Genomic DNA, 24868 nt, shown 5'->3' on the forward strand with positions numbered 1-24868 from the left:
GCCGGGACCGATAGGTCCTCGTGTACATCGCGGTACCATCCGGCGCCGCAACTCGCCACGTAGCACAGGCCGTTGGTGCCGCCAAGCGCGACATCGCCCGCAACCTCGATCGCCTCACTGGTGCTGGTGACGGATGGCGCGACCCCCGCTCTCCGCTCGTACGGCCTGGCCTCCTGACCGAAGCGGAGAAAGGGGCGAGGGCAGGCCCTCGTCGTGCAGGGCGATACATAGCAGACGATCCCCGGTTACCGAAGCCGGCGATCGTACAGCGCATTGATGGTGTTCGCAGTCGCCCCATACGCTCCGTCGCAAGGAACACCACCTCATGTGCCGATACGCGATACGCCCTCCGCGCCAAAGACAGCACCTGCACGGTCTGTTGGCAGGCAGCCCACAAAACAGACGGATTCGCGCACTGCCTTCGTCGCGCGCCAAGGGAGCGGAACCCTGGCAGTGGGCGGCGGCCCCGAAGGACGGCTTCCACGTGCTGCGGCACACCTATGCCTCGATCATGCTGGAGGGCGGAGAGTCCGTCGTGACCTCGGCGCGGTGGCTCCGGCACTCCTCGCCCGCGATCACCCTCGGTTACTATGCTCACTTCATGCCGGAGGCCGGAAGCAAGGGGCGAACCGTCATCGACGGACTGCTCGGGGAGCAGGGAGAACTGCATGCCAGTCGAAACTCCCCAGATTCTCCCCAGGGCCGTTGACGGCCGATTCCCGCTGCTACGTCCCTTCGAGGTGGGTCGTGGATTGCAAGGCTGAAGAGACGGGTGGCCTGGGAAAGTGCTGAAAGAGGTCATTGCGACCCGCTACATCACGCCCCTGCGTGAGGGCGGCTCGCTGCCGGGGCTCGTCGAGGCCGACGACCACGGGACGTACGTCATGAAGTTCACCGGCGCCGGGCAGGGCCGCAAGACGCTGGTCGCGGAGGTCGTCTGCGGGGAACTCGCCCGGCGACTCGGCTTCCGGATGCCCCGCCTGGTGACGATCGACCTCGACCCGGTGCTGGGGCTCGGCGAACCCGACCAGCAGGTGCAGGAGCTGCTGAGGTCCAGCGGCGGCATCAACCTCGGCATGGACTTCCTGTCCGGCGCGCTCGGCTTCGACCCCCTCGCCTTCGCGGTGAGCCCCGAGGAGGCCGGGCGGATCGTCTGGTTCGACGCCCTGGTGAACAACGTCGACCGTTCCTGGCGCAACCCCAACCTGTTGATGTGGCGGGGCGAGGTGTGGCTCATCGACCACGGTGCCACCATGATCTGGCACCACAACTGGCTCGCCGCGGAAGGCTCCGCCGCCCGCCCGTACGACGCCTCGGACCACGCCCTCAAGCCCTTCACGCCGGACGTCACCCGGGCCGCCGCCGAACTCGCGCCCCTGGTCACCGAGCAGCTCCTCGCCGAGGTCACCGCCGAGATCCCGGACGCCTGGCTGGCCGGCGAGCCGGGCTTCGACACGCCGGACGCCCTCCGGCAGGCCTACGCACGGCCACTGCTGGCGCGCGCCGCCGTCGTCCACGACCGCATCGAGGGGGCCAAGTGAGCGAGCGCCACATCATCAAGGCAGGCCAGGGGAGCGGCCGGGACATCTTCGAGTACGCCCTTCTGCGCGTCGTACCCCGCGTCGAGCGCGGCGAGTGCATCAACGCGGGCGTGCTGGTCTACTGCCGTGCCCAGGCCTACGTCGGCGCGCGTACCCACCTCGACGAGGCGCGGCTGCTGGCGCTCGACCCGGCCGCGGACGTGGCCGGCGTGCGCGCCGCTCTCCGTGCCGTCGAAGGCGTCTGCACGGGCGGCGAGGCGGCGGGGCAGGCCGCGCGCGACGACCCCGGACGGCGCTTCCGCTGGCTGATCGCGCCCCGTTCGACGGTCGTCCAGCCAGGGCCCGTGCACACCGGGCTGACCACCGATCCGGCCGCCGAGGCGGACCGGTTGCTGGACCTCCTGGTGAGGTAATGGATCACATGGACCCGGTTGCCGTTGACACCGGGTGCCAGGGCTTCTAGCGTCACGTCTGCCGAAGGTACTAAGCGGTCGCTCATCAGATGGGCGTACCCTTCTCAACGGATGTCTCAAGGGCTTTCTCAAGGGCTTTCTCGAGGGCGAGGAGAACCAGCAATGTCCACCACTGAGCAGCGGGTCGCCGTGGTCACCGGCGGAGCGCGCGGCATCGGCGCCGCCACCGCCGTACGACTGGCCGCCGAGGGCCGCGCGGTCGCCGTGATCGACCTCGATGAGGCCGCCTGCAAGGACACCGTCGAGAAGATCACCGCGGCGGGCGGCAAGGCCCTCGCGGTCGGCTGCGACGTCTCCGACGAGGCGCAGGTCGAGGCGGCCGTGGCACGCATCGCCCAGGAGCTCGGCGCGCCGACCATCCTGGTCAACAACGCCGGCGTGCTGCGCGACAACCTGCTGTTCAAGATGAGTGTCTCCGACTGGGACACGGTCATGAACGTGCACCTGCGCGGCGCGTTCCTGATGTCGAAGGCCTGCCAGAAGCACATGGTGGACGCGGGCTTCGGCCGGATCGTCAACCTCTCCTCGTCCTCCGCGCTCGGCAACCGCGGCCAGGTCAACTACTCCGCCGCCAAGGCCGGACTGCAGGGCTTCACCAAGACGCTCGCCAAGGAGCTCGGCAAGTTCGGCATCACCGCCAACGCCGTCGCCCCCGGCTTCATCGCCACCGAGATGACCAAGGCCACCGCGGACCGCGTCGGCATGGGCTTCGAGGACTTCAAGGCCGCCGCCGCCACCCAGATCCCGGTGCAGCGCGTCGGCGAGCCGGAGGACATCGCCAACGCGATCGCCTTCTTCACGGGCGAGGCCGCCGGTTTCGTCTCCGGCCAGGTGCTGTACGTGGCCGGCGGACCGCTCGACTAGGGGAGGAGGGAACATGACTTCGGTGGAACTCTCCGGCAAGGTCGCGCTCGTCACGGGCGCCAGCCGAGGCATCGGCTACGGCGTCGCCGAGGCGCTGCTCGCGCGCGGTGACCGCGTGTGCATCACCGGCCGCAACGAGGAGGCCCTCAAGGAGGCCGTCGAGAAGCTGGGCGCCGACCGCGTCATCGGCGTCGCCGGCAAGGCCCACGACGAGGCCCACCAGGCCGTCGCCGTCGAGCGCACCATGGAGGCCTTCGGCCGCGTCGACTTCCTGGTCAACAACGCCGGGACGAACCCGGTGTTCGGGCCGATCGCCGACCTCGACCTGAACGTGGCGCGCAAGGTCTTCGAGACCAACGTGGTCTCGGCGCTCGGCTTCGCGCAGAGGACCTGGCACGCCTGGCAGAAGGACAACGGCGGCGCGATCGTCAACATCTCCTCCGTCGCGGGCGTCTCCGCCTCGCCCTTCATCGGCGCGTACGGCATCAGCAAGGCCGCGATGATCAATCTGACCCTCCAGTTGGCGCACGAGTACGCGCCCAAGGTGCGCGTCAACGCCATCGCCCCGGCCGTGGTGAAGACCCAGTTCGCGAAGGCCCTGTACGAGGGCCGGGAGGAGGAGGCCGCCGCGGCCTACCCGTTGGGCCGGCTCGGCGTGCCCTCCGACATCGGCGGCGCCGCCGCGTTCCTCACCTCGACACAGTCCGACTGGATCACCGGCCAGACGCTCGTCGTGGACGGCGGGATCTTCCTGAACGCCGGCGTGGGCTGACCCTCGTCAATCTCGACACGGGCGCTCGTTGACGGTAACGGCGCCCGTGTCCACGTAGAGGAGCCCTCACAGGCCCATGACAACGTAGTCATGAGCGAATCGATCAAGAGAGCTATTTCTGGGGAGGCTTATGGGGCGAGCGCTGCGGTATTGTCTGCCGACCCTTGGTACGGCATTTCGAGGAGCAAGCGCGTGTTCATGCGGAACCGATACCTGCCGCCGCTCGCGGCCCTCGCGTCCATATCCATGGTGGCCGGATGTGCTGTGTTCTCCTCGGACGCCTCCGGAGACGAGGCGCCGCTCGTCGTGGGAACCACCAGTGCTCCGGCCACCTTGGATCCCGCGGCTTCCTGGGACAGCTCCTGGGAGTTGTTCCGCAATGTGTACCAAACACTCCTGAACTACACCCCCGGTGGGGCCGAGCCCGAGCCCGACGCCGCCGAGAGCTGTGGTTTCACGGACGACTCGAGCACCGCGTACCGCTGCACGCTGCGCAAGGACCTGAAGTTCTCCGACGGGCACCCGCTGGACGCCAAGGCCGTCAAGCACTCGTTCGACCGGATCAAGGAGATCAACGTCAATGGCGGTCCCGCGGGTCTGCTGGGCACTCTCTCGCGGGTGCAGGTGAAGGGCGACCGTGAGGTCGTCTTCCATCTCAGCCAGCCGGACGCGACCTTCCCCCTGGTGCTGACCACGCCCGCCATGTCGATCGTGGATCCCGAGGAGTACCCCGCGGACGCGCTCCGAAAGGACGGAAAGATCAGCGGCTCGGGGCCCTACAGCCTTGCTTCCTACGAGGAGGGCAAGAAGGCCGAGCTCGTCCGCAACGACAACTACAACGGCATAGCGAACCGCAAGAACAGCGCCGTCACCATCCGCTACTTCCAGCAGTCGGACGAGATGGTCAAGGCACTCAAGAACAAGCAGATCGCGGTCGTCTATCGCGGTCTCGGCGCCTCGGACACCGTGGACATCGAGGCCAACCAGGAGGCGGAGGGGCTCCAGCTCGTCGAGAACCCCACCACCGAGATCAGTTACCTGGTCTTCAACCCCAAAGACCCGTGGGCCGCGAAGCCCGCGGTCCGCAAGGCGGTCGCCCAGATCGTCGACCGCCCGGCGCTCGCGCACAACATCTACAAGAACACCGTCGAGCCGCTGTACTCCATGATCCCCAGGGGGCTGGTGGGCCACACCACGGGCTTCTTCGACGACTTCGGTGCCCCCAGTGTGTCGAAGGCCAAGCAGATCCTCACGGAAGCGGGCATCACCGATCGGGTCCCGCTGAAGCTCTGGTACACGAGCGACCGCTACGGCTCGACGACCAAGCCCGCCTTCGAGGAGCTGAAGCGGCAGCTCGAGGCCTCCGACCTGTTCACGGTCACCCTCAAGAGCCGCCCCTGGAAGAGCTACGTGGAGGGGTATCAGAAGGGCGAGTACCCGGTGTTCGGGCGCGGCTGGTTCCCCGACTTCAACGACCCCGACAACTTCATCGCGCCCTTCGTGGGCGAGCAGAACGCGCTCGGTACCCCGTACGACGCACCTGAGATCACCGGCAAGCTGTTGCCGGAGTCCCGCGCGGAAAGCGACCGCGGGGCCGTGGCCAGGCAGATCGAGGAGGCCCAGCAGATCCTCGTGGACGACGCGCGGCTGCTGCCCCTGTGGCAGGGCAAGCAGTACGTGGCCGCGAGCGAGGAGATCGCCGGTCTGGAGAAGGTCATCGACCCGGCGACGATGATGGTCATGTGGGAGCTCTCCTGGAAGACCAGCTGGTAGGGAGCCGCTTGTGCGGTCCGCGGGCAGGCTGTCAGTGCTCGCCTGTAGGTTCTGTGGCCTGGACGTGACCGCACACCGTAAGGAAGTCGACGTGACCGACATCGCCATGCTGCCCGAGTCCTGGCGCGGGGTTCTGGGCAACGAGCTCCAGCAGCCCTACTTCAAGGAGCTGACGGAGTTCGTCGAGGAGGAGCGGGCGAAGGGTCCCGTCTACCCTCCGCGCGAGGAGGTCTTCGCCGCGCTGGACGCCACGCCGTACGAGCGGGTGAAGGTCCTCGTCCTCGGCCAGGACCCGTATCACGGCGAGGGCCAGGGCCACGGCCTGTGCTTCTCGGTGCGTCCCGGGGTGAAGACCCCGCCGTCCCTGCGCAACATCTACAAGGAGATGCAGGAGGAGCTCGGCCTGCCCGTCCCGGACAACGGCTATCTGATGCCCTGGGCGCGGCAGGGCGTCCTGCTGCTCAACGCGGTGCTCACGGTCCGGGGCGGCGAGGCCAACTCGCACAAGGGCCGCGGCTGGGAGAAGTTCACCGACGCGGTGATCCGCGCGGTGGCCGACCGGCCCGACCCGGCGGTCTTCGTACTGTGGGGCAACTACGCGCAGAAGAAGCTCCCGCTGATCGACGAGACGCGGCACGTGGTGGTCAAGGGCGCGCACCCCTCCCCGCTGTCGGCGAAGAAGTTCTTCGGCTCGCGTCCGTTCACGCAGATCAACGAGGCGGTCGCGCGGCAGGGCCACGAGCCGATCGACTGGCGCATCCCGAACCTCGGCTGAGCACTTCCGCCGGGCCGGTTCCCCGTCGAACCGGCCCGGTGCCGCCTGACCGGGATTGTCCGCCGGTGGCATTAGCGTCGGCAGGGACAGCCGATGAGTGCGCGGAGGACACGGTGGCCGAACGACAGGGGCAGACGACCGCGGACGCCGTGATGACGCGGATCGGGCAGGTCGCCATCCTGCATCACGCGGGGGACCGTGAGGAGGCCCGGCACCGGTTCCTGGACCTGTGGGCGGAGATCGGCGAGGACGGCGACCCGCTGCACCGCTGCACCCTCGCGCACTACCTGGCCGATACCCAGGACGACCCTTCGGACGAACTCGCCTGGGACCTCAGGGCGCTGACCGCCGCCGAGGAACTGACGGACGACCGGCTCGCCGAGCACGAGGGGGCGCTCGCGGTGCGGGCGCTGTATCCCTCCCTGCATCTGAATCTGGCCGCCGACTATGTGAAACTCGGCCGCGCGGGGGCCGCCCGCACGCATCTGCGCCGGGCGCGGGGCGCGGCCGATGCGCTGGGCGAAGACCGGTACGGGGACGGGGTGCGGGCGGCGATCAGCCGGCTGGAGCTGCGGCTGGGGGAGGGGGACTCGTCCGGAGGGGGAGCGTGGGGGCCGCCGCGACAGCGGCCCTGAAGCCCCCTGACGTCCCTCGCGTCAACGCCCGTACGTCTGCCGGCAGATGAGCGCCTCGGGACTGTCCGCGCGCCAGCCACCGTACCGCTTGCCGAGGGCGCAGACGTCCTGCTGGTTCCCCGGGATCGGCTTCGGCTTCGGCTTCGGCACGTCGGGAACCTCGATGCGCGGCTCAGGGGGACGCCGGGCCTCGGGCCGCCGGGGCTCGGGGCGGGCCGGCCGGGGGTGCGAGCGACCGGGCGGCTGCTTGCGTGCCGGTGCCGCGGCCGGGGGGACGGGGCCGCGCGGTGCGGTGGCGGCCGGTTGCGGTCGGCGGGGTGGGCCGATCATCTCCAGGGCCTCGCGGGCCGGCGCCTGTACGACCTGCGGCTGCGCCCGGTCGTCCGAGCGGGAGGGGTCGTCCGAGCCGGGCGGGGCGTCCGGGCGGGGCGCCGACGGCTGGGACGGTACCGACGCCGGGCCGGAGACGGGCGGGCGCTGGACCGTCACACAGCCGGCGAGGGCCGAGACTGCCACGGTGACCAGGAGCGCTGCGGTGGTCGTCGTTCGATGCACGCGCGCAACTCTTCTGGGTCGGGCGGCCTTTGGACAGCGGACAAGCGGAGGATGCCCCGCACGGGTGATCCCCGGCCCCGTACGGCGGGCTCGGCCCCCCGCGGCTGACGTCAGTCGCCCGTGGCGCCGTCGACGCGCTCGCGGATCAGGTCGGCGTGGCCGTTGTGACGCGCGTACTCCTCGATCATGTGCGTGTAGAGCCAGCGAAGGTTGTAGCGCTCGCCGGTGCGCCGGTGCTTGCCCTCGCTGAGGTCGTCCAGACCGAAGCGGGCCGCGTTGCGCCGGGCGGCCTCGATCTCCGACTGCCAGGTGCCGTACGCCTCCTCCCAGGTGTCCGCCTCGGTGAGGTGGAACTCGCCGTCCGGGTCGGCGTCGCTGAACCAGATCGGCCCCGCTTCGTCGTTCACCAGCACCTTGCGGAACCAGCCCCTCTCCACCTCCGCCATGTGCCGCACCAGCCCCATCAGGGACAGCTCGGACGGCTCCACCGAGGCGGTCCTGAGCTGGGCGTCGGTCAGGCCCTCGCACTTCCACGCCAAGGTCTGCCGGTGGTACTCCAGCCAGCCCTCCAGCATGGTGCGTTCGTCGGCGTTGGTGGCGGGTTCACGGCGTTCAGTGGTCATCCCCGCATCCTGTCCCAACTCACCCGAGGTCTCCAGGGGTTTTCGCGTCCTCGGGAGCGCCGCCGAGCATGCCCTCCAGCAGCTCCCGCAGCCCGGCCCGCACCTCGTCCAGGCTCGGCACCTCCGCGTGGAAGGAACCGGCCACGCAGCTGAACATCAGCCCGTCCGCCCAGGCCACCAGCGACAGCACGTGCCGGGCCGGGTCCGTCGAGCCCATGGCCGTCACGAGGGCGGCAAGCTGGTCCCGGAAGCGGGCGCCCGCCGCGTCGAAGTAGGCGCGCAGTTCGGGGCGGCGGGTCGCTTCGAGGGCCAGTTCGTAGCGGGCGAGCGTCAGCTCGCGGTTGCGGGTCAGGGCGCGGTGCGTCGCCAGGGCCAGCGCGTCGACCAGTGCGGCGAAACCACCCTGCGGGTCCGGCATCTCGTGCAGGGCCAGTACCCGCGCCTCACGCTCGGCGAGGCGGCGCACGGCCAGCTCCAGGAGCGCCTGCCGCGTGCGGGCGAGATTGGAGGTGGACCCCTGGGGGAGCCCGGCCGCCTCGTCGACCGCCCGGTGGGTGAGACCGCGCATCCCGCGCTCGGCGAGCAGGGCGAGAGCGGTGTCGGCGAGGAGGTCGGCGCGCGAGGCGCTCGGGGTGGCGCGTACGGACATGGAGGTCAACCTATCTCTGTCACTACGGCTGTAGTACAGTCGACGCGTCAGCTCACTACAGCTGTAGTGAGAAGCTGTCGGGAGGTCGGGAGGACCCATGGCACAGTCGAGGCACGCGGTCGTGATCGGCGGCGGGATCGGAGGCCTGACGGCGGCCGCGGCCCTGCACCGGTGCGGCTGGCAGGTCACCGTGCTGGAGCGGGCCCGCTCGCTGGAACCGGCCGGCGCGGCGATCTCCCTGGCGCCCAACTCCCTGCGCGCGCTGGACGTCATCGGCCTCGGCGAAGAGATCCGCGATCTCGCCGCCTGGGAGGGCGACGGAGGACTGCGCACCCCGGGCGGGCGCTGGCTCGCCCGCTCCGACGCCGCCGCGACGGCCGAGCGCTTCGGCGGCCCGCTCGTCCTGCTCCACCGGGCCACCCTCATCCACAGCCTGGCCGCACAACTCCCGCCGGGGGCCGTCCGTACGGCCGCCGCCGCGACCCTCGCCGACCCGGGCGCCGCCGACCGTCCCGCCCGCGTGAGCACGCCCGACGGAGAGCTGGAGGCCGACCTCGTGGTGGCCGCGGACGGCATCCAGTCCGCCGTACGCCGAACCCTCTTCCCGGACCATCCCGGTCCCGTGTACTCGGGGTTCACCACCTGGCGGGTCGTGATCCCGGTCCCCGGCGCCGAGTTCGCCTCGCACGAGACCTGGGGCCGGGGCCGCATCTGGGGCACGCACCCGCTGAAGGACGGCCGGGTCTACGCCTACGCCGCCGCGACGGCCCCCGCCGGGGAGCACGCGCCCGACGACGAGAAGGCCGAGCTCCTCCGCCGCTACGGCGACTGGCACGACCCGATCCCGGCCGTCCTCGCCGCCGCCCGCCCCGAGGACGTCCTGCGCCACGACGTCCACCACATCGCCGAGCCGCTGCCCGCCTACCACCGAGGCCGGGTCGCCCTCGTCGGCGACGCCGCGCACGCCATGCCCCCGACCCTCGGGCAGGGCGGCAACCAGGCCATCGAGGACGCGATCGTCCTCGCGCACCACCGCGAGGACCTCGCCGCCTACTCGGCGGCCAGGCTGCCGCGTACGACGGCGATCGCCCGCCAGGCCGTCAAGGTGGGCCGCCTCAACATGATGACCAACCGCCCGTTGATGGCCGTACGCGACACCGCGGTCGCCGCACTGTCGAAGGCGGTACCCGGCCTCTTCCTGCGGAGTTTCGAAGGGATCGCCGACTGGCGGCCGCCGCAGCAGCCGTATGCTTCCGACGTGACCCCGGCAGGCAACCGCTAGAGGAGACCCCCGTGCTGTGTCTATCCGGGGGACAACCCCCGGACCCCCGGCAGAAAAGCAGGTCGGCGGCTGTCGCCGGCGTGGAGCGGCGAGGTGAGCTCTTGTGAAGGTCGGCTGCATCGGACTCGGTGACATCGCGCAGAAGGCGTATCTGCCGGTGCTGGGCGGCCGTCCAGGCGTTGAACTGCACCTGCAGACCCGCACGCCCGCCACACTCACCCGGGTCGCCGACAGCCTCCACCTCCCCGACGGGCAGCGCCACGCCGACCTCGACTCCCTGCTCGCCCAGGACCTCGACGCCGCCTTCGTACACGCGCCCACCGCCGTGCACCCCGAGATAGTGGGCCGGCTCCTCGAGGCGGGCATCCCGACGTACGTCGACAAGCCACTCGCCTACGAACTCGCCGACTCCGAACGGCTGGTGGCGCTCGCCGAGGAACGCAACGTGAGCCTGGCCGTCGGCTTCAACCGGCGCTACGCCCCCGGGTACGCGCAGTGCGCCGAGCACCCGCGCGAGCTGATCCTGATGCAGAAGAACCGGATCGGGCTCCCGGAGGAGCCGCGCCTGATGATCCTCGACGACTTCATCCACGTCGTGGACACCCTGCGCTTCCTGATACCCGGCCCGGTCGACGACGTCACCGTGCGCGCCCGCGTCGTCGACGGCCTGCTCCACCACGTCGTGCTCCAGCTCGCCGGGGACGGCTTCACCGCGCTCGGCGTGATGAACCGGCTGAGCGGATCGGCGGAGGAGATCCTGGAGGTGTCCGGTCAGGACACCAAGCGTCAGGTGGTCAACCTCGCCGAGGTGATCGACCACAAGGGCCAGCCGACCGTGCGACGGCGCGGCGACTGGGTGCCGGTGGCCCGGCAGCGCGGCATCGAGCAGGCCGTGCTCGCCTTCCTCGACGCCGTACGCGCGGGCAAGGTGCTCAGCGCCCGGGACGCGCTGGCGACTCACGAACTGTGCGAGCGGGTGGTACGGGCGGTGCGGGGGCAGGCCGCCTGACCCGCAGCGACCGTACGCCCTCGCCCGCGGCCCACGCGACGAGGATCAGCAGCGCCGCCTTCACGGTCCAGTCGCCGTGGCGGACGTACGGGGTGGTGCCGTGCGCCAGCGGTACGTCGTACACCTGGGCGGTGATGGCGCGGGTGTCGAGCAACGGGCCGACGCGCTGTCCACTGGCGCTGTAGACGGCGGACACGCCCGTCAGCGTCGCGTGCACCATCGGGCGGCCCGTCTCGGCGGCGCGCAGCGCGGCCAGCGAGGCGTGCTGCTCGGGGGCCCAGCTCTGCTGGAAGGTAGAGGTGGCCGACTGGCCGATCAGTACGTCGGCGCCGTTCTCGGTGAGATGGCGGGTCATGTCGGGGAAGGCGGTCTCGAAGCACACCATCGGCCCGACGCGCAGCCCTTCCCCGACGTTCATCACGACCTGCTCGGAGCCCTTCCTGCGGTCCTCGCCCGCGGCCTCGCCGACGGAGGTCGCCCAGCCGAGCAGGGAGCGGGCCGGAATGTACTCGCCGAAGGGCACGAGCCGCATCTTGTCGTAGCGGTCGCCGGTGAGGCCGTCGGGTCCGACGAGGATCGAGCTCTTGTAGATGCCGGGTTTGTCGGAGCGCCGGGCGTCCACGTTGACCAGGATCTCGGCGCCGGTCTCGCGGGAGAGCGCCGCGATCCGCCGGGCGAGGTCGGGCCGCCGGCTCAGATCGAAGCCGACGCTGCTCTCGCCCCAGACGATCAGGTCGACGTCCTGGCCGACGAGCCGCCGGGTCAGCTGCTCCTCGCGTTCGAACCGGGTGTTGCCGCCGGTCACCACGCCCGGCTGGACGACCGCGATCCTGACCCGGTCGTCGGTGTCGGGACGCGGCGACCACACCCAGACCGCCGAGGTCACTGCCGCCGTGGCGACGAGGCAGGCCACGGCCGGTATCCGGGACTCCCGCACCGCCACGAGAACGACGACCGCCACGTTGACGGCCACCACCAGGAAGCTCAGCAGCCACACCCCGCCCACCGAGGCCAGCCGCAGCGCGGGTTCCACCTGCCACTGGGTGGACCCGAGCATGCCCCAGGGCCCGCCGAGCCCCTGCCAGGAGCGGACCAGCTCGACGGCGATCCAGCCCGACGGCAGGACGAGCAGGGCGGCCGCGATCCGGCCGCGGGAGGGCGTTCCGGCGAGGCAGCGGCGCACCAGCAAGCCCCAGGGGGCCCACAGCGCGCCCAGCAGCGCGGCGATGACGAACGTGAAGACGTGCAGATTCGGCAGCAGCCAGTGATGCATCGCCAGCATGAAGCCGAACCCGCCGGACCAGCCGTCGTACGCCGCCCGCTTCCAGGTCGGTGCCGAGCGGACGAGCAGGATCCAGGGGACGAGGGCGACGTAGGCGCACCACCACAGGGACGGCTCCGGAAACGCGAGCACGGGAAGGGCGCCCGCCAGTGCGGCGACGGTCGAGCGCCGCCACGGGGAGGCGAGCCAGTGGCCGAACGTCTTCATACGGCGTCTCCTACCCCGGGAGTCTCCAGTGTGCGCACAGCGGAGGACCCCGGGACAGGGGGCGTCCGCTCAGTTGATCATAGGATCGAGGTGGGGATTCGGCAGGCGGCGCCATTTCTCCTGCGCGATCACCTCGCGCAGTCGCCAGCCGTCGTACGTGCGCAGCAACCCGAAGGAGTACCGGCCCCCGCTCACGAAGTCGGGGGCGGTCGAGCCGTCGGCGTTCCCGTCTTCCTCTCCGGCGAGGCGCATCGGATTGATGTAGTCGGCCTGCATGCGGGCCGTGTCGCCGGTGTCCTGCTCCAGGGTCCCGAAGCGGAGCCGGCGGTTGACGATCAGATGCTGGCGCATCGCGAACAGCCGCATGCTCTCCGCGAGCCATGCGGCGACCTTCACGGCGTCGCCCTCGATGCCGCCGGCCGAGCGGTAGTCCGCCCGCCCGTCGGATGTGAACAGCCCCCTGTACGCCTCCCAGTCGCCGTCGTCCACCGCCACCGCGTAGTCGGTGATCAGTTCGTCCACTGCCAGCCGGTCCATCACGGTGGCGAGCTCCACACGCTGCGTCATCGGCTCAGTGTTGGGCATCGGGAGGGCGTCGCCAAGGGGGGCGCGGCGATATTCGGTGGCCGTTACCGGTTGTGGGGGCCGAGTCTGTTCATGTGAACGATCAGTCAGTCTCTGTTGCCCAGCAAGAGCCCAAGTTCCGTGTACGTGCCCGCCAGACGGAGTCCACGGTCACCGTCTACCAGGCGTACCGGCCCGAGATCGGGCGTGTCGCCGCCCGCCACGGTCGCTTCCCGGCGTCCTGGAAGCGGGACCGGATGACCTGGATCAAGCCGTCGTTCCTCTGGATGATGTACCGCTGCGGCTGGGGCACGAAGGAGGGCCAGGAGACCGTCCTCGCCGTCGAGATCAGCCGGGAGGGCTTCGTCAGGGCGCTGCGCAACGCGTGTCTGTCGCACTACGTGGCCGACCTGCACGGCGACCGGGCCGCCTGGAAGCGGCAGCTGAAGCAGGCGCCCGCGCGCGTGCAGTGGGATCCCGAGCGTGATCTGCACTTCAGTCCGCTGCCGTACCGGTCGCTGCAGCTGGGTCTCGCGGGGGAAGCGGCGGCGCGGTACGCGGACGAGTGGATCGTGGCCATCGAGGACGTGACGCCGCTCGCCACGGAGATCCACGGGCTGGTCCGTGAGGGTGAACTGGAGCGGGCCGCGGGGCTGTTGCCCGAGGAGCGGCCCCTTACCGTCGAGGAGACGGTGCTCGCGGGGCTGCGGGCCTAGGGGGCTAATTGGAACGTCGGCTTCAGGCCGCCTCGATGACGTCTCCGCGGATCGCGGCCGCCCACTCGACCACCAACAGCTCGTACTCAGCGCGCTCCTGGGTCGAGAGGGTGCCGCCCGCACGCAGCCAGAGGGCCCGGATCTGCTCGTTGAGCTCGGCAGCAGACCGCACGGAACCAGGGGTCACGGAATCGGGGGACATGCGCACAAGCCTAGGGGCAAGCACTGACGGTCCGCTACCGGATGGCTACTGATCCTGTATGCGATTGGTCACGGGCGGGCGGCGCGCGCACCGGGGCGTCAGCCCGCCGGCGCGCGCACCGGGGCGTCAGCCCGCCGACTCGGCCGCGTGGGGGCTCAGGGCGCCCATGGTGACCAGGACGACGATGACCACACCGAGCGCTATGCGGTACCACACGAAGGGCATGAAGCTCTTGGTGGAGATGAACTTCATGAACCAGGCGATCACGGCATATCCCATCCCGAAGGCGATCACCGTGGCGAAGATCGTCGGGCCCCAGGAGACGTGGTCGGTCTCCATCGCGTCCTTGAGCTCGAACAGGCCGGAGGCGAGCACCGCGGGGATGGCGAGGAGGAAGGAGTAACGGGCCGCGGCCTCGCGCTTGTAGCCCATGAACAGGCCGCCGCTGATGGTGGCGCCGGAGCGCGAGACGCCCGGGATGAGGGCACAGGCCTGGCAGAGGCCGAAGATCAGGCCGTCCCTCACGCCCAGGTTCTCGAGGGCCTTGCGCTGCTTGGGCGCACGGTGCCGGCCGCCGTTCTCGTCGCGCGCCGCCAGCCGGTCGGCGACACCGATGATCACGCCCACGACGATCAGCATCGTCGCGGTGATCCGCAGATCGCGGAACGGCCCCTCGATCTGGTCCTTGAGCGTCACTCCGAGCACGCCGATCGGGATCGAGCCGACGATCACCAGCCAGCCCATCTTCGCGTCGTGGTCCTTGCGCATCGCCTTGTTCGTGAGCGAACGCGTCCAGGCCGAGATGATCCGTCCGATGTCCTTGCGGAAATAGATCAGCACGGCGGTCTCCGTGCCGATCTGGGTGATCGCCGTGAAGGCCGCACCCGGGTCCTCCCAGCCGGAGAAGGCCGCCGTCAGCCGGAGGTGCGCACTGGAGGAGACGGGGAGGAACTCGGTCAGCCCCTGGACGAGTCCGAGGATGAGGGATTCAAACCAAGACATGAAGTTACGGAGTCCAAGCGCTGATCGTGGTGAGGAGCGAAGGGCGCACCGCGCCGGCGGGCGCGGTGTGATCACAGGTGTCGAGGGGCAGCGTAGCGTCCCCCGATGACAGCCCCGGCACAGGGGCCGCGAAGCGGTGACTCGGGCTGCTCAGCGGGTTACGCCGCCGTCGGCCCCGCCACTGTCCAGCCCGGGCTCTGGGGGTGGGCCGTCAGGTCCTCGTGGCGGACGGGGGCGCCGCAGGCCTGGCAGATGAGGACCGGGACCAGTTCGTTGCCGCAGATGTGCTCGTGCACCATCGGGCGGTCGCCGTCCTCGCGCAGGTGGCGATCGCCCCATTCCATCAGGGTCATCAGGACCGGCTCCAGTTCGAGCCCCGCCTGCGTGGGCCGGTACTCGAAGCGTTGCGGGCGCTCGCTGTAGATCCGCTTCGTCAGGATCCCGGCGTCCACGAGCCGGCGCAGCCGCGTGGCGAGGATGTCGCGCGGGGCGCCGATGTTGCGTACCAGCTGGTCGAAGCGGCCGTTGCCGAGGCACACCTCCCGCAGGACGAGCAACGAGTACTTCTCGCCGACGAGCGCCAGGGCATCGGCGATGGAGCAGGGGCGCGGGTCTTTGGGAGCGGCCATGGCGCCCAGTTTAGGGGAGGGTTTGATTGTCCAACCCAGAGGGTTCGATTTTCCAACCTAGCGGGCTATGGTGAGTTCGGATTTCCTACTCACTGGTAATCGCTCACTGGTATTCGTGGAGGCCGGCACCATGCGTGACGCAGTCGTCGTCGAAGCCGTACGCACCCCGATAGGCAAGGGCAAGCCGAACGGCGCCCTCGCGCACGTCCACCCCGTGGAGCTCCTCGCCCACACCCTGCGCACCCTCGTCGAGCGCTCCGGGGTCGACCCGGCGCTGATCGACGACGTCATCGGCGGCACCGTCGACCAGGTCGGCGAGCAGGCCATGAACACCACCCGCTACGCCGTCCTGTCCGCGGGCTTCCCGGAGACCGTCCCCGCGACCACCGTCGACCGCCAGTGCGGCTCCTCCCAGCAGGCCGTGCACTTCGCGGCCCAGGGCGTCATCTCCGGTGCCTACGACCTCGTCGTCGCGTGCGGTGTCGAGTCGATGAGCCGCGTGCCGATGTGGTCGAACGTGCCGGCGGGCAAGGACCCCTTCGGCCCCGGAGTCGCCGAGCGCTACGAGGAGGGACTCGTCCCGCAGGGCATCAGCGCGGAGCTCATCGCCGCCAAGTGGTCGATCACCCGTGAGCAACTGGACGCCTTCGCGGTCTCCTCGCACCGCAAGGCCGCCGCGGCCTGGGACGCCGGACTGTTCGACGCCGAGATCGCGCCCCTGGAGGGCGTCAGCCGCGACGAGTGCGTACGGCCGGGCACGACCCCCGAGATCCTCGCCGGCCTGAAGCCCGCCTACCACGACCCGACCTTCGCCGAGCGCTTCCCGCAGATCGAGTGGAACGTCACCGCGGGCAACGCCAGCCCCATCAACGACGGCGCCTCGGCCGTACTCATCACGTCCAGCGAGACCGCGGCCCGCCTCGGCCTGCGCCCGCTCGCCCGACTGCACAGCTTCGCCGTCACCGGCTCCGACCCGATCCTCATGCTCACCGGGGTCGTCCCGGCGACCGAGAAGGTGCTGCGCAGGGCGCACCTGTCCCTGGAGGACATCGACCTGTTCGAGGTCAACGAGGCGTTCTCCAGCGTGGTCCTGGCCTGGCAGCAGGAAACCGGGGCCGACCTCGCCAAGGTCAACGTGCACGGCGGCGCGATCGCCCTCGGCCACCCCCTCGGCGCGAGCGGCACCCGCCTGACGACCACCCTCGTGCACGCGATGCGGGAGCGCGGCGCCCGTTACGCCCTGCAGACGATGTGCGAGGCGGGCGGCCTCGCCAACGCGATGGTCCTGGAAGCGGTGTGACTGGAAGCGGTGTGACTGGAAGCTGTGGGAAAGGGGGCTAACGGTCCCGGAAGTGGTGCCGCTTGCGCCAGGCCACCACCGCGCCCGCAAGCGCCGGCAGCGCGATGCAGGCCATCGCGATCAGGAAAGCCGGTGACGTCGGTGCGGAGGCGCGGGCGCCGGCGACGACGTACGCGGCGGTGTTCGGGATCGAGCCGAGCGCCGTCGCCAGCAGGAACGGGAAGTACCCCATGCGGGAGACAGCGGCGCAGTAGTTCGCCGCCCAGAACGGCACCCCCGGGAACAGGCGTGCCGCGAGCATCGAACGGAAGCCGTGCCGGCTGAGCTGCCCGTCGGCGGCGTGCAGCCACCGGCCGCGCAGCAGCGGGCGCAGGGCGTCCTGGCCCAGCACCCGGCCGAGGCCGAAGGCGACACCGGCCCCGAGCACCGTGCCCGTGATGGAGACACCGAGGCCCAGCTGCGAGCCGAACAGCGCGCCCGCCGCCAGATTGAGCAGCGGCCGCGGCACGAACGCCACGGTGCACAGTCCGTACGCCACCGCGAACACCACCGCCGCCGCGGCTCCGCCGAGTTGCGGCGGCCAGCCGTCCGCCAGCAGCCGCTGCGGCTCGAAGAGCAGCACGGTCGAGGCGGCGCCCGCGAGCAGGGCGATGAGCAGGGACAGGCGTGACCACGGCGAGAGCAGCACTCTCGTGCAGCGCGCGGCGAGGCCCACCGGAGCGGGAACGGCGACGGCGAGCTCCGTGGCGGCGGCCCGGGGAGGGGCCGTGGCGGTGCCCCCAGAGCGGGTGGTGGCATCGAGCATCCAGTGACGGTAACCGACGGACATGTGTGATCGCCGTATGGATCCCGTCCGTTGTGCGGGCCGGCACCGCCAAAAACCATTCGACGTGGGACAACGCGTCGGCAATGATCTGCGTCATGTTCCGGTACGCCTTCGTCCTCGCAGCATCCGCGGTCGCGGATGCTCCGAAGGCTGCCGTTCCCGTCTTCCTGGCCGCTGTCGACGGCGCCCGAAGCTGACCCTCTCCGGATCGTCCGGCGGACCCCGCAGGGGGAGGGTCGGCGAGTCCTTGGGGTCCCCACTCTCCTTCGAAGAGGTTTCGAGGTACCGCCATGCCCAAGACGGCATACGTCCGCACCAAACCGCATCTGAACATCGGCACGATGGGCCACGTCGACCACGGCAAGACCACGCTGACGGCCGCCATCACGAAGGTGCTGGCCGAGCGCGGCTCTTCCACGTTCGTGCCCTTCGACCGCATCGACCGGGCGCCCGAGGAGGCGGCGCGCGGCATCACCATCAACATCGCGCATGTCGAGTACGAGACCGACACACGGCATTACGCCCACGTGGACATGCCGGGCCATGCCGACTACGTCAAGAACATGGTCACCGGAGCCGCGCAGCTCGACGGGGCGATCCTCGTCGTCTCCGCGCTCGACGGGATCATGCCGCAGACCGCCGAACACGTGCTGCTCGCCCGGCAGGTGGGCGTGAACCACATCGTCGTCGCCCTGAACAAGGCCGACGCGGGCGACGAGGAGCTCATCGACCTGGTCGAGCTGGAGGTGCGTGACCTGCTCACCGCGCACGGCTACGGCGGCGACGCGGTGCCTGTCGTACGGGTCTCGGGGCTGAAAGCGCTGGAAGGGGACCCACGTTGGACCGCGTCCGTCGAGGCGCTCCTCGACGCGGTGGACACGTATGTGCCGATGCCCGAGCGGTATCTGGACGCGCCGTTTCTGATGCCGGTGGAGAACGTGCTGACCATCACCGGCCGGGGGACGGTGGTGACCGGGGCCGTGGAACGGGGCACGGTGCGGGTCGGGGACCGGGTCGACGTGCTCGGGGCCTCCGTGGAGACGGTGGTCACGGGGCTGGAGACGTTTGGCAAGCCGATGGAGGAGGCGCAGGCCGGGGACAACGTGGCGTTGCTGCTGAGGGGTGTGCCGCGGGATGCGGTCCGGCGCGGTCATGTGGTTGCGGCGCCGGGGAGTGTGGTGCCCCGTCGTCGCTTCACCGCGCAGGTGTACGTCCTGTCGGCGCGCGAAGGTGGTCGTACGACGCCGGTGTCGACCGGTTACCGCCCGCAGTTCTACATCCGCACGGCGGATGTGGTCGGTGACCTCGACCTCGGTGAGGTGGCGGTGGCGCGGCCGGGGGAGACGGTTGCCGTGTCCGTGGAGCTGGGGCGGGACGTGCCTCTGGAGCCCGGGCTTGGTTTCGCCATCCGTGAGGGTGGGCGGACTGTTGGGGCGGGGACCGTGACAGCCGTTCAGTGAGGGTGGTGCTTGTGCGTGGGGGACTGCGGGCCGGTTGTGGCGGGTCGCAGTCCCCCGCGCCCATTTGGACCTGCTGCACAAAGGCACAATGGGAGGGTGAACGAGCCCATCCCCGTCACTCTCCCCGTCGATCAGGGCGTTGCCAAGCTGATGCCCGACATCGACCGGAAGCGGGCCTGGCTGCTGACCGTCGACGGGGCGCCGCAGTCGTACGTCGATCTGGATGAGCCGGCGTATCTGGAGTTCGAGTACGCGCGGCGGCTCGGGCATGTGCTGGACACCGTCGCCGAGGCGGGGCGCCCGCTGGACGTGCTGCACCTCGGTGGGGGCGCGCTCACCCTGCCCCGGTACCTGGCCGCGACCCGGCCCGGCTCCCGGCAGGACGTGGTCGAGTCCGACCGCGCCCTGCTGGAGCTGGTCGTGGAGCATCTGCCGTTGCCGGACGGCGCGGGTATCGCCCTGCACGCCGCCGATGCCCGCGCCTGGCTGGAAACCGCCCCCGCGGACTCCGCCGACGTGCTCGTCGCCGACGTCTTCGGCGGCTCGCGCGTCCCGGCGCACCTGACGTCCCTCACCTACGCCCGCGAGGCCGCGCGCGTCCTGCGCGCCGAGGGCGTCTACCTGGCCAACCTGCCCGACGCCGCGCCCTTCGCCTTCCTGCGCTCTCAACTCGCCACCTTCGCCGCGGTGTTCGAGGAGCTGGTGCTGATCGCCGAGCCGGGCGTGCTGCGCGGGCGCCGCTTCGGCAACGCGGTGCTCGTCGCCGCGCACCGCCCCCTCGACACGGCCGCCCTGGCCCGGCGTACCGCCGCCGACGCCTTCCCCGCGCGGGTCGAACACGGGCCCGCCCTGCGGGACTTCATCGGCGATGCCGCGCCGGTACGGGACGAGGACGCCGTACCGTCACCCGAGCCCCCCGACGGGGCGTTCGGCATCGGGTGAACCGGTCCCGACCTCCCGCATCATGTCCTTGGTGTTCCGCCGCAGATTTCGTACGTCCGGCATGCACAGCACCGCCGCCGTGACCACCACGACCAGCGCCGAGCAGCCCCACAGGGCCTGCGGCCGGCCGAACGCCGCCTCCGCCGGGCCGGTGAGGGCCGTTGCCAGCGGGACCAGGGCGACCGAGCCGAACCAGTCGTACGCCGAAACGCGCGAGAGCTTGTCCTCCGGTATCTCCTGGTGCAGGGCGGTCATCCAGGAGACGCCGAAGACCTCCACGGTCGCACCGGCGGCGAACATCGCCACGCACAGGGAGGCCACCGACACCGGGACGGCCAGTGCGGCCGAGGGCAGGGCCAACGGGAAGACGCACAGGGTGCCCGCGAGCAGTAGGCGGCGCGGTTTCCAGCGGGTCATCAGCAGCGCGCCGGCCACCGTGCCCGCCCCGAAGCAGCCCAGGGCCAGGCCCCACGGGCCCGCGCCGCCCAGGTGGTCCCGGGCGACAAGAGGGCCGTAGACCGCGTCGGCGGCCGCTACGACCGCGTTCGCGATCGAGAACTGGACGACGATGCCCCACAGCCACGGCCGGCCCGCGAACTCCCGCCAGCCGTCCCGGAGATCGGCGAGCATTCCGCCGCCCGGCGCGCGCGGCGGAATGTGACTCACGTCGAGGAAGGACCGCAGCGCACCGGCGGCCGCGAACGCCGCCGCGTCCGCGGCGAGCACCCAGCCCGGCCCGATCGCGGCGACCATCGCACCGCCCAGCGCGGCACCGCCGAGCGCCGCGCCCTGCATCGCCATCCGGAACACAGCGAAGGCACGGCCTGCCTGTTCGCCCTGCACCGAGGACAGCAGCATGCCCTCGGCCGCCGGGCCGAAGAACGCCTGGCCGGTGCCGCCGAGCGCGGTCAGCAGCATCATCTGCCACAGCCGCGGTTCCCCGGCGAGGACCAGGACCGCGAACGCGCCCTGGGAGACGCAGTTGAGGGCGTTGGCCGCCACCATCACCCGATGCCGGGGCAGCCGGTCCGCGACGGCGCCGCCGATCAGCAGGAAGACCACCAGCGGCAGTGTGCGGGCGGCGGCCACCAGCCCCACGTCGCCGCCGTCGCCGCCCGCGTCGAGGACGGCGAACGCGGCGGCGATCAGCGCACCATGGCTGCCCAGGTTGGTGACGACCGCCGCGGCGGTCAGCAGGCCGTAGTTGCGGCCCGCCCAGGCGGGTCTGCGGGAGCGGCGGGACGAGCCGGAGGCTGAGGTCACCGGCCGACTATCGCCGCCGGGGCCCGACTTGCCAAACCGTTCAGGACAGTTCTGGCCGGTCAGGGCACGGCAGGGGTCATCCCGTGGGTTCGCCGTGCAGCCGGACCGTGCTGAGGATCTTCAGGATCGTCTTCTCGGGCAGCTCGTCGCTGACGCCCTTCGCCCCGTAGAGGCTCCAGGCGACGTAGTCACCCGCGGAGTTCTTGAACGCGAACGTCGTCGCCTTGCCGTCGGAGTCGCACTTGTCCTCCTTCTTCACGCCCTTCGTGTACGCCGATGCGACGCTGCCCTGGACGCCTGACGCCGTGGTGAACGGCTTCGGCTTGACGAGGGTGAGCAGCTTCTTCGAGGCGTCCGACTGGTCGGTGTAGCCGCCGAACGCCCACCAGGCCGAGTCGTTGCGTGCGACCTCGTCGGTGTTCTTGGCGCCGTTCTGGCCCTTGGTGCCGGCCGCCGCCAGGTTCGAGTCGCTGGTCCGCCCGTCCTTGTCGGCGTCGGAGGTGCACCACTTCTCCTTGAAGTAGGCGGGTGCGGACATGCCGATGAGGGCGGAGCCGTCGCCCTTCTTCTCGTCCTCGAAGCCGATGAACGTGCCGGGCGAGTCGATCGTCCAGTCCGCCGGGACGTCGAAGGCCGTGCCCCACTTGGGGTTGACGACGACCTTCCAGCCTGGCACGGTCGGCTGCTCCGCCTCACCGCCCCGCGGGTTGTCCGCGGAAGGGGAGGCGGTGACGCTCGGCTCGGTGGTCGGGCTCGCGGACTTGTTGCCGTCCTTGCCGGTGACGTCGTCCGCCTGGTCGTCCTTGTCGCCGCCGAGGACCAGGAATCCGGTCACACCGGCGGTCACGACGACGGCCAGTGCCGCCACGATCGCGACCAGCTTGGTCCGGTTCCCGCCACCCCCGCGCGGCGGCTCCGGAGTACCGACCGGCGCCGGAGTCCCCCACTGCGGCTGCTGCGCATAGGGGTTGGGCTGCTGGAATCCGGGTTGCTGGTACGGATTCGGCTGCTGGTACCCCGGCTGCTGGTACGGATTGTTCTGCTGTTGCGGATTCTGCTCGCCCCCGGGCGGCTGCTGTCCTGGCCACATGGGCAGCCACCCTAGTGCCGCCAGGGACACGATTCGGTCACCGTGCCTTGTCAGGGACGTAGCAATCACGACGTGGCAATCACCGTTCGTCCGTGGGCGTGTTGAGCCGCACGGTCTTCATGATCTTCTCGACGGTGGCGTCCGGGTGCCGACACTGGCCAGTGGCGTGTAGTCCGTCCGTCCGGCGTAGGCGGTGGGTGGCGCGGCCCGGGCGCCGCCGCCCAGCAGGACGGCCCCGGTCACGGCGGCGGCCACGACGACGACCGCGGCCGTGGCGATCGCGAACGTCTTCGTACGGCGCCCTCCCCCCGGTGGTCCGGCCGGAGCGCTGGGCGCATCCCATGCGGGCGGTTGCTGTTGTAAGGATTCGGCTGCTGGTATCCGGGCTGCTGGTAGGGGTTTCCGTCGGCCGGCTGCTGCTGCGGATTCTGTCCGCCCCCCGGCGGCTGCTGTCCTGACCACATGGGCGGTGAGAATACGGCGATCACCGAACGGATCTGGCCAGATTAGCTACTCGTGGGTAACCTGCGGGCATGAGCGCAGACCAGATGTCGATCGGCGAGATGCTCGCCGCCACGGTGCCGATGGCCAGGACCTTGAACCTCGAGTACCTGGAGACCACTCCGGACAAGGCCGTGGTGGCACTGCCCGACCAGAGCGACTACCACAACCACGTCGGAGGGCCGCACGCCGGAGCGATGTTCACGCTGGGCGAGTCGGCGAGCGGGGCGATCGTGCTGGCCGCGTTCGGGGACCAGCTCTCCCGTGCCGTACCGCTCGCGGTCCGCGCCGAGATCGCGTACAAGAAGCTGGCGATGGGTCCCGTCACGGCCACCGCGACGCTGGGCCGCCCCGCTGCCGAGGTCGTCGCGGAACTCGACGAGGGTCAGCGGCCGGAGTTCCCCGTGGCCGTCGCCATCCAGCGCGCGGACGGGGCCGTCACCGGCGAGATGACCGTCGTCTGGACGCTTCGGCCCAACAGCTGAGCCGCGTTTCCCGCTAGGGGGTGTTTTGAAAGTCCTGTGCGGTGCCCGCGGTGTTCGGTGCGTGCCCTCGGCGTGCCGGACGAAGGCCCTCGTAGCGGAGCTACTTGGGTCTTTGGCCGGTGCGGCGAGGGTGCGTGCCGGGCGCCGTGGGTGCTGTGCGGGACTTTCAAAACACCCCCTAGGGCCCTTAGGTGCCGGTCCGGCCGGCACCCCTCGACGTGTCATCAGGCGGCGGTCCGGTCGCGGCCGGCCGCCCCGCCTTCGCCCAGTCCGGCCACGAACTCCTTGAGCCAGGCGACGAATTCGGGCCCGAGGTCGTCGCGGTCGCAGGCCAGCCGGACCACTGTGCGCAGATAGTCCGCCTTGTCGCCGGTGTCGTAGCGCAGTCCGTCGAAGACGACCCCGTGCACCGTGCCGCTCGCGGCGAGTTCCTGAAGGGCGTCGGTCAGCTGGATCTCGCCGCCCCGGCCCGGCGGGGTGCGCTCGAGGGTGTCGAAGACGGCGGGATCGAGGACGTACCGGCCGATGACCGCGTAGGCGCTCGGAGCGTGTTGCGGCGACGGCTTCTCGACCAGGCCGGTGACGCGGACCACCCCGTCCTCCCCGGTCGGTTCGACGGCCGCGCAGCCGTAGAGGGGGATCTGCTCGCGGTCCACCTCCATCAGGGCGACCACGCTGCCGGCGAACGTGTCACGGACGTCGAGCATCCGGCTGAGCAGGGTCTCGCGCGGGTCGATCAGGTCGTCGCCGAGGAGGACGGCGAAGGGCTGGTCGCCGACGTGGCGGCGGGCGCAGAGCACCGCGTGCCCCAGGCCCAGGGGTTCGCCCTGGCGGATGTGGTGGATGTTCGCCAGCCGTGCCGGGTCGCGCACCGCGTCCAGTCGTACGGCGTCGCCCTTGGCCGCGAGCGCCTGCTCCAGCTCGAAGGCGTGGTCGAAGTGGTCCTCGATGGCCCGCTTGTGCCGGCCGGTGACCATCAGGACGTCGTCGAGCCCGGCCGCGGCGGCCTCCTCGACGACGTACTGGATGGCCGGCTTGTCGACGACCGGGAGCATCTCCTTCGGAGTCGCCTTCGTCGCGGGCAGGAACCGCGTGCCGAGGCCGGCGGCGGGTACGACCGCCTTGCGGACGGGGCGGGCAGGGGCGGGGGCGGCTGTCGTGTGGGGGACGATCATGCGGCTCATGCTGGCGCACGGGGATGGGAGTACCCCGAGAGAATCCTCGGAACTCGCTGTGGGCCGGGCGGGAAGGGGAGATTTTGTGTGCCAACCGCCCTTCCTTGCACACAACTTGACCGGCCCGCGACGACGTTTTTTCGAATGTCGGTGCGGATACCGTCGGTAACATTTCTGAAGTACCCGCTTTTTGAACTCAGGTCACTCGAGCTTCTTGTTTCCTGTGAGTCGTTTGTGCGAAAGTGAGCGGCCAAATAGCCGACCCGCACCTGA

At 70.6% G+C, this 24868-nt stretch carries 26 protein-coding genes and 2 pseudogenes; 15 read left to right on the forward strand and 13 right to left on the reverse strand.

Annotated elements, in window-relative coordinates; all coding sequences use genetic code 11:
• Nucleotides 1-427 precede the first annotated feature (427 nt).
• From CLM62_RS26550 to CLM62_RS26585, 8 genes and pseudogenes are all read left to right on the forward strand, one after another.
• A pseudogene (locus tag CLM62_RS26550) lies at nt 428-709 on the forward strand (site-specific integrase); the annotation flags it as partial.
• 76 nt (nt 710-785) lie between these two features.
• Nucleotides 786-1541 (forward strand): HipA family kinase, encoded by a 756-nt coding sequence (locus tag CLM62_RS26555; RefSeq protein WP_095752433.1) that lies wholly within the window; start codon nt 786-788, stop codon nt 1539-1541.
• Nucleotides 1538-1954: a DUF3037 domain-containing protein gene (locus CLM62_RS26560; RefSeq protein ID WP_095752434.1), complete on the forward strand. Its 417-nt coding sequence runs from the start codon at nt 1538-1540 to the stop codon at nt 1952-1954. The genes CLM62_RS26555 and CLM62_RS26560 overlap by 4 nt, the downstream gene beginning before the upstream one ends.
• 162 nt (nt 1955-2116) lie before the next feature.
• Nucleotides 2117-2878 (forward strand): 3-oxoacyl-ACP reductase FabG, encoded by a 762-nt coding sequence (fabG, locus tag CLM62_RS26565; RefSeq protein WP_095752435.1) that lies wholly within the window; start codon nt 2117-2119, stop codon nt 2876-2878.
• A gap of 13 nt (nt 2879-2891) precedes the next feature.
• Nucleotides 2892-3650 carry an SDR family oxidoreductase gene (locus CLM62_RS26570; RefSeq protein ID WP_095752436.1) on the forward strand — a complete coding sequence of 253 codons (759 nt, stop codon included), beginning with the start codon at nt 2892-2894 and terminating at the stop codon, nt 3648-3650.
• 192 nt (nt 3651-3842) lie between these two features.
• Nucleotides 3843-5423: an ABC transporter substrate-binding protein gene (locus CLM62_RS26575; RefSeq protein WP_095752437.1), complete on the forward strand. Its 1581-nt coding sequence runs from the start codon at nt 3843-3845 to the stop codon at nt 5421-5423.
• Nucleotides 5424-5514: 91 nt separating this feature from the next.
• On the forward strand, nt 5515-6198 hold the full coding sequence (gene ung / locus CLM62_RS26580) for a uracil-DNA glycosylase (protein WP_095752438.1): 684 nt from the start codon (nt 5515-5517) through the stop codon (nt 6196-6198).
• Nucleotides 6199-6311: 113 nt separating this feature from the next.
• Nucleotides 6312-6833, forward strand: coding sequence for a tetratricopeptide repeat protein (locus CLM62_RS26585; RefSeq protein WP_095752439.1), 522 nt, complete (start codon nt 6312-6314; stop codon nt 6831-6833).
• A 21-nt stretch (nt 6834-6854) separates the two neighbouring features.
• Here the strand turns inward: CLM62_RS26585 and CLM62_RS26590 are convergent, their stop codons facing one another.
• The 3 genes from CLM62_RS26590 to CLM62_RS26600 all read right to left on the reverse strand — a co-directional run bounded on the left by CLM62_RS26590 (nt 6855) and on the right by CLM62_RS26600 (nt 8660).
• On the reverse strand, nt 6855-7388 hold the full coding sequence (locus CLM62_RS26590; protein ID WP_095752440.1) for a hypothetical protein: 534 nt from the start codon (nt 7386-7388) through the stop codon (nt 6855-6857).
• A 110-nt stretch (nt 7389-7498) separates the two neighbouring features.
• The gene (locus tag CLM62_RS26595) at nt 7499-8011 is read right to left on the reverse strand and encodes a DinB family protein (protein ID WP_095752441.1); all 513 of its coding nucleotides are present in this window, start codon (nt 8009-8011) and stop codon (nt 7499-7501) included.
• A 19-nt stretch (nt 8012-8030) separates the two neighbouring features.
• Nucleotides 8031-8660, reverse strand: coding sequence for a TetR/AcrR family transcriptional regulator (locus CLM62_RS26600; protein ID WP_095752442.1), 630 nt, complete (start codon nt 8658-8660; stop codon nt 8031-8033).
• A 97-nt stretch (nt 8661-8757) separates the two neighbouring features.
• Between CLM62_RS26600 and CLM62_RS26605 the strand changes: the two genes are divergently transcribed.
• A complete protein-coding gene (locus CLM62_RS26605; protein WP_095752443.1) occupies nt 8758-9942 on the forward strand; it encodes an FAD-dependent monooxygenase in 1185 nt (394 codons plus the stop codon).
• 103 nt (nt 9943-10045) lie between these two features.
• Nucleotides 10046-10951, forward strand: a complete 906-nt coding sequence (locus tag CLM62_RS26610; protein WP_095752444.1) for a Gfo/Idh/MocA family protein — start codon at nt 10046-10048, stop codon at nt 10949-10951.
• On the opposite strand, the gene lnt is transcribed toward CLM62_RS26610, so the two are convergent.
• On the reverse strand, nt 10875-12440 hold the full coding sequence (gene lnt / locus CLM62_RS26615; RefSeq protein ID WP_095752445.1) for an apolipoprotein N-acyltransferase: 1566 nt from the start codon (nt 12438-12440) through the stop codon (nt 10875-10877). The genes CLM62_RS26610 and lnt overlap by 77 nt on opposite strands.
• Nucleotides 12441-12509: 69 nt before the next feature.
• Nucleotides 12510-13007, reverse strand: a complete 498-nt coding sequence (locus CLM62_RS26620; RefSeq protein WP_095752446.1) for a nuclear transport factor 2 family protein — start codon at nt 13005-13007, stop codon at nt 12510-12512.
• A 92-nt stretch (nt 13008-13099) separates the two neighbouring features.
• On the opposite strand from CLM62_RS26620, the gene CLM62_RS26625 reads away from it, so the two are divergent.
• Nucleotides 13100-13720, forward strand: coding sequence for a DUF4291 domain-containing protein (locus CLM62_RS26625; RefSeq protein ID WP_095752447.1), 621 nt, complete (start codon nt 13100-13102; stop codon nt 13718-13720).
• 22 nt (nt 13721-13742) lie between these two features.
• Here CLM62_RS26625 and CLM62_RS26630 read toward each other — a convergent pair whose 3' ends face one another.
• From CLM62_RS26630 to CLM62_RS26640, 3 genes are all read right to left on the reverse strand, one after another.
• On the reverse strand, nt 13743-13922 hold the full coding sequence (locus tag CLM62_RS26630) for a hypothetical protein (RefSeq protein ID WP_095752478.1): 180 nt from the start codon (nt 13920-13922) through the stop codon (nt 13743-13745).
• A 126-nt stretch (nt 13923-14048) separates the two neighbouring features.
• Nucleotides 14049-14924: an undecaprenyl-diphosphate phosphatase gene (locus CLM62_RS26635; protein ID WP_095752448.1), complete on the reverse strand. Its 876-nt coding sequence runs from the start codon at nt 14922-14924 to the stop codon at nt 14049-14051.
• A gap of 158 nt (nt 14925-15082) precedes the next feature.
• Nucleotides 15083-15553, reverse strand: a complete 471-nt coding sequence (locus CLM62_RS26640) for a helix-turn-helix domain-containing protein (protein WP_095752449.1) — start codon at nt 15551-15553, stop codon at nt 15083-15085.
• Between the two features lie 130 nt (nt 15554-15683).
• Here CLM62_RS26640 and CLM62_RS26645 point away from each other — a divergent pair, with 130 nt between their 5' ends.
• Nucleotides 15684-16853 (forward strand): thiolase family protein, encoded by a 1170-nt coding sequence (locus tag CLM62_RS26645; protein ID WP_095752450.1) that lies wholly within the window; start codon nt 15684-15686, stop codon nt 16851-16853.
• A gap of 37 nt (nt 16854-16890) precedes the next feature.
• Here CLM62_RS26645 and CLM62_RS26650 read toward each other — a convergent pair whose 3' ends face one another.
• On the reverse strand, nt 16891-17658 hold the full coding sequence (locus CLM62_RS26650) for a TVP38/TMEM64 family protein (protein ID WP_095752479.1): 768 nt from the start codon (nt 17656-17658) through the stop codon (nt 16891-16893).
• Nucleotides 17659-17969: 311 nt separating this feature from the next.
• Between CLM62_RS26650 and tuf the strand changes: the two genes are divergently transcribed.
• Both tuf and CLM62_RS26665 read left to right on the forward strand, forming a co-directional pair.
• A complete protein-coding gene (tuf, locus tag CLM62_RS26660) occupies nt 17970-19139 on the forward strand; it encodes an elongation factor Tu (RefSeq protein ID WP_095752452.1) in 1170 nt (389 codons plus the stop codon).
• A 96-nt stretch (nt 19140-19235) separates the two neighbouring features.
• The gene (locus CLM62_RS26665) at nt 19236-20081 is read left to right on the forward strand and encodes a spermidine synthase (protein WP_095752453.1); all 846 of its coding nucleotides are present in this window, start codon (nt 19236-19238) and stop codon (nt 20079-20081) included.
• Here CLM62_RS26665 and CLM62_RS26670 read toward each other — a convergent pair.
• The 3 genes and pseudogenes from CLM62_RS26670 to CLM62_RS51885 form a co-directional block, all read right to left on the reverse strand.
• Entirely contained in the window at nt 20043-21344 is a 1302-nt protein-coding gene (locus CLM62_RS26670; protein ID WP_095752454.1) for an MFS transporter, read from the reverse strand. The two genes, CLM62_RS26665 and CLM62_RS26670, sit on opposite strands and share 39 nt — an antisense overlap.
• A gap of 76 nt (nt 21345-21420) precedes the next feature.
• Nucleotides 21421-22434 carry a hypothetical protein gene (locus tag CLM62_RS26675; RefSeq protein WP_095752455.1) on the reverse strand — a complete coding sequence of 338 codons (1014 nt, stop codon included), beginning with the start codon at nt 22432-22434 and terminating at the stop codon, nt 21421-21423.
• A 216-nt stretch (nt 22435-22650) separates the two neighbouring features.
• Nucleotides 22651-22898: pseudogene (locus CLM62_RS51885) on the reverse strand (hypothetical protein); the annotation flags it as partial.
• A gap of 69 nt (nt 22899-22967) precedes the next feature.
• On the opposite strand from CLM62_RS51885, the gene CLM62_RS26685 reads away from it, so the two are divergent.
• Complete coding sequence (locus tag CLM62_RS26685; protein WP_179382238.1) at nt 22968-23420, forward strand: DUF4442 domain-containing protein; 453 nt, start codon at nt 22968-22970, stop codon at nt 23418-23420.
• A gap of 224 nt (nt 23421-23644) precedes the next feature.
• Here the strand turns inward: CLM62_RS26685 and galU are convergent, their stop codons facing one another.
• Entirely contained in the window at nt 23645-24595 is a 951-nt protein-coding gene (gene galU, locus CLM62_RS26695; protein ID WP_095752457.1) for a UTP--glucose-1-phosphate uridylyltransferase GalU, read from the reverse strand.
• Nucleotides 24596-24868: the final 273 nt, after the last annotated feature.

Origin of the sequence: Streptomyces sp. SA15 (assembly GCF_002291145.1) — a bacterium.
Taxonomy (GTDB): Bacteria; Actinomycetota; Actinomycetes; order Streptomycetales; family Streptomycetaceae; genus Streptomyces.

Coding starts and splice junctions, on each gene's coding strand:
- fabG (WP_095752435.1), top strand. CDS start 2,117: ATGTCCACCACTGAGCAGCGGGTCGCCGTGGTCACCGGCGGAGCGCGC.
- CLM62_RS26570 (WP_095752436.1), top strand. CDS start 2,892: ATGACTTCGGTGGAACTCTCCGGCAAGGTCGCGCTCGTCACGGGCGCC.
- CLM62_RS26595 (WP_095752441.1), bottom strand. CDS start 8,011: ATGACCACTGAACGCCGTGAACCCGCCACCAACGCCGACGAACGCACC.
- CLM62_RS26600 (WP_095752442.1), bottom strand. CDS start 8,660: ATGTCCGTACGCGCCACCCCGAGCGCCTCGCGCGCCGACCTCCTCGCC.
- CLM62_RS26605 (WP_095752443.1), top strand. CDS start 8,758: ATGGCACAGTCGAGGCACGCGGTCGTGATCGGCGGCGGGATCGGAGGC.
- lnt (WP_095752445.1), bottom strand. CDS start 12,440: ATGAAGACGTTCGGCCACTGGCTCGCCTCCCCGTGGCGGCGCTCGACC.
- CLM62_RS26620 (WP_095752446.1), bottom strand. CDS start 13,007: ATGACGCAGCGTGTGGAGCTCGCCACCGTGATGGACCGGCTGGCAGTG.
- CLM62_RS26630 (WP_095752478.1), bottom strand. CDS start 13,922: ATGTCCCCCGATTCCGTGACCCCTGGTTCCGTGCGGTCTGCTGCCGAG.
- CLM62_RS26635 (WP_095752448.1), bottom strand. CDS start 14,924: ATGTCTTGGTTTGAATCCCTCATCCTCGGACTCGTCCAGGGGCTGACC.
- CLM62_RS26640 (WP_095752449.1), bottom strand. CDS start 15,553: ATGGCCGCTCCCAAAGACCCGCGCCCCTGCTCCATCGCCGATGCCCTG.
- CLM62_RS26645 (WP_095752450.1), top strand. CDS start 15,684: ATGCGTGACGCAGTCGTCGTCGAAGCCGTACGCACCCCGATAGGCAAG.
- CLM62_RS26650 (WP_095752479.1), bottom strand. CDS start 17,658: ATGCTCGATGCCACCACCCGCTCTGGGGGCACCGCCACGGCCCCTCCC.
- tuf (WP_095752452.1), top strand. CDS start 17,970: ATGCCCAAGACGGCATACGTCCGCACCAAACCGCATCTGAACATCGGC.
- CLM62_RS26675 (WP_095752455.1), bottom strand. CDS start 22,434: ATGTGGCCAGGACAGCAGCCGCCCGGGGGCGAGCAGAATCCGCAACAG.
- CLM62_RS26685 (WP_179382238.1), top strand. CDS start 22,968: ATGAGCGCAGACCAGATGTCGATCGGCGAGATGCTCGCCGCCACGGTG.
- galU (WP_095752457.1), bottom strand. CDS start 24,595: ATGATCGTCCCCCACACGACAGCCGCCCCCGCCCCTGCCCGCCCCGTC.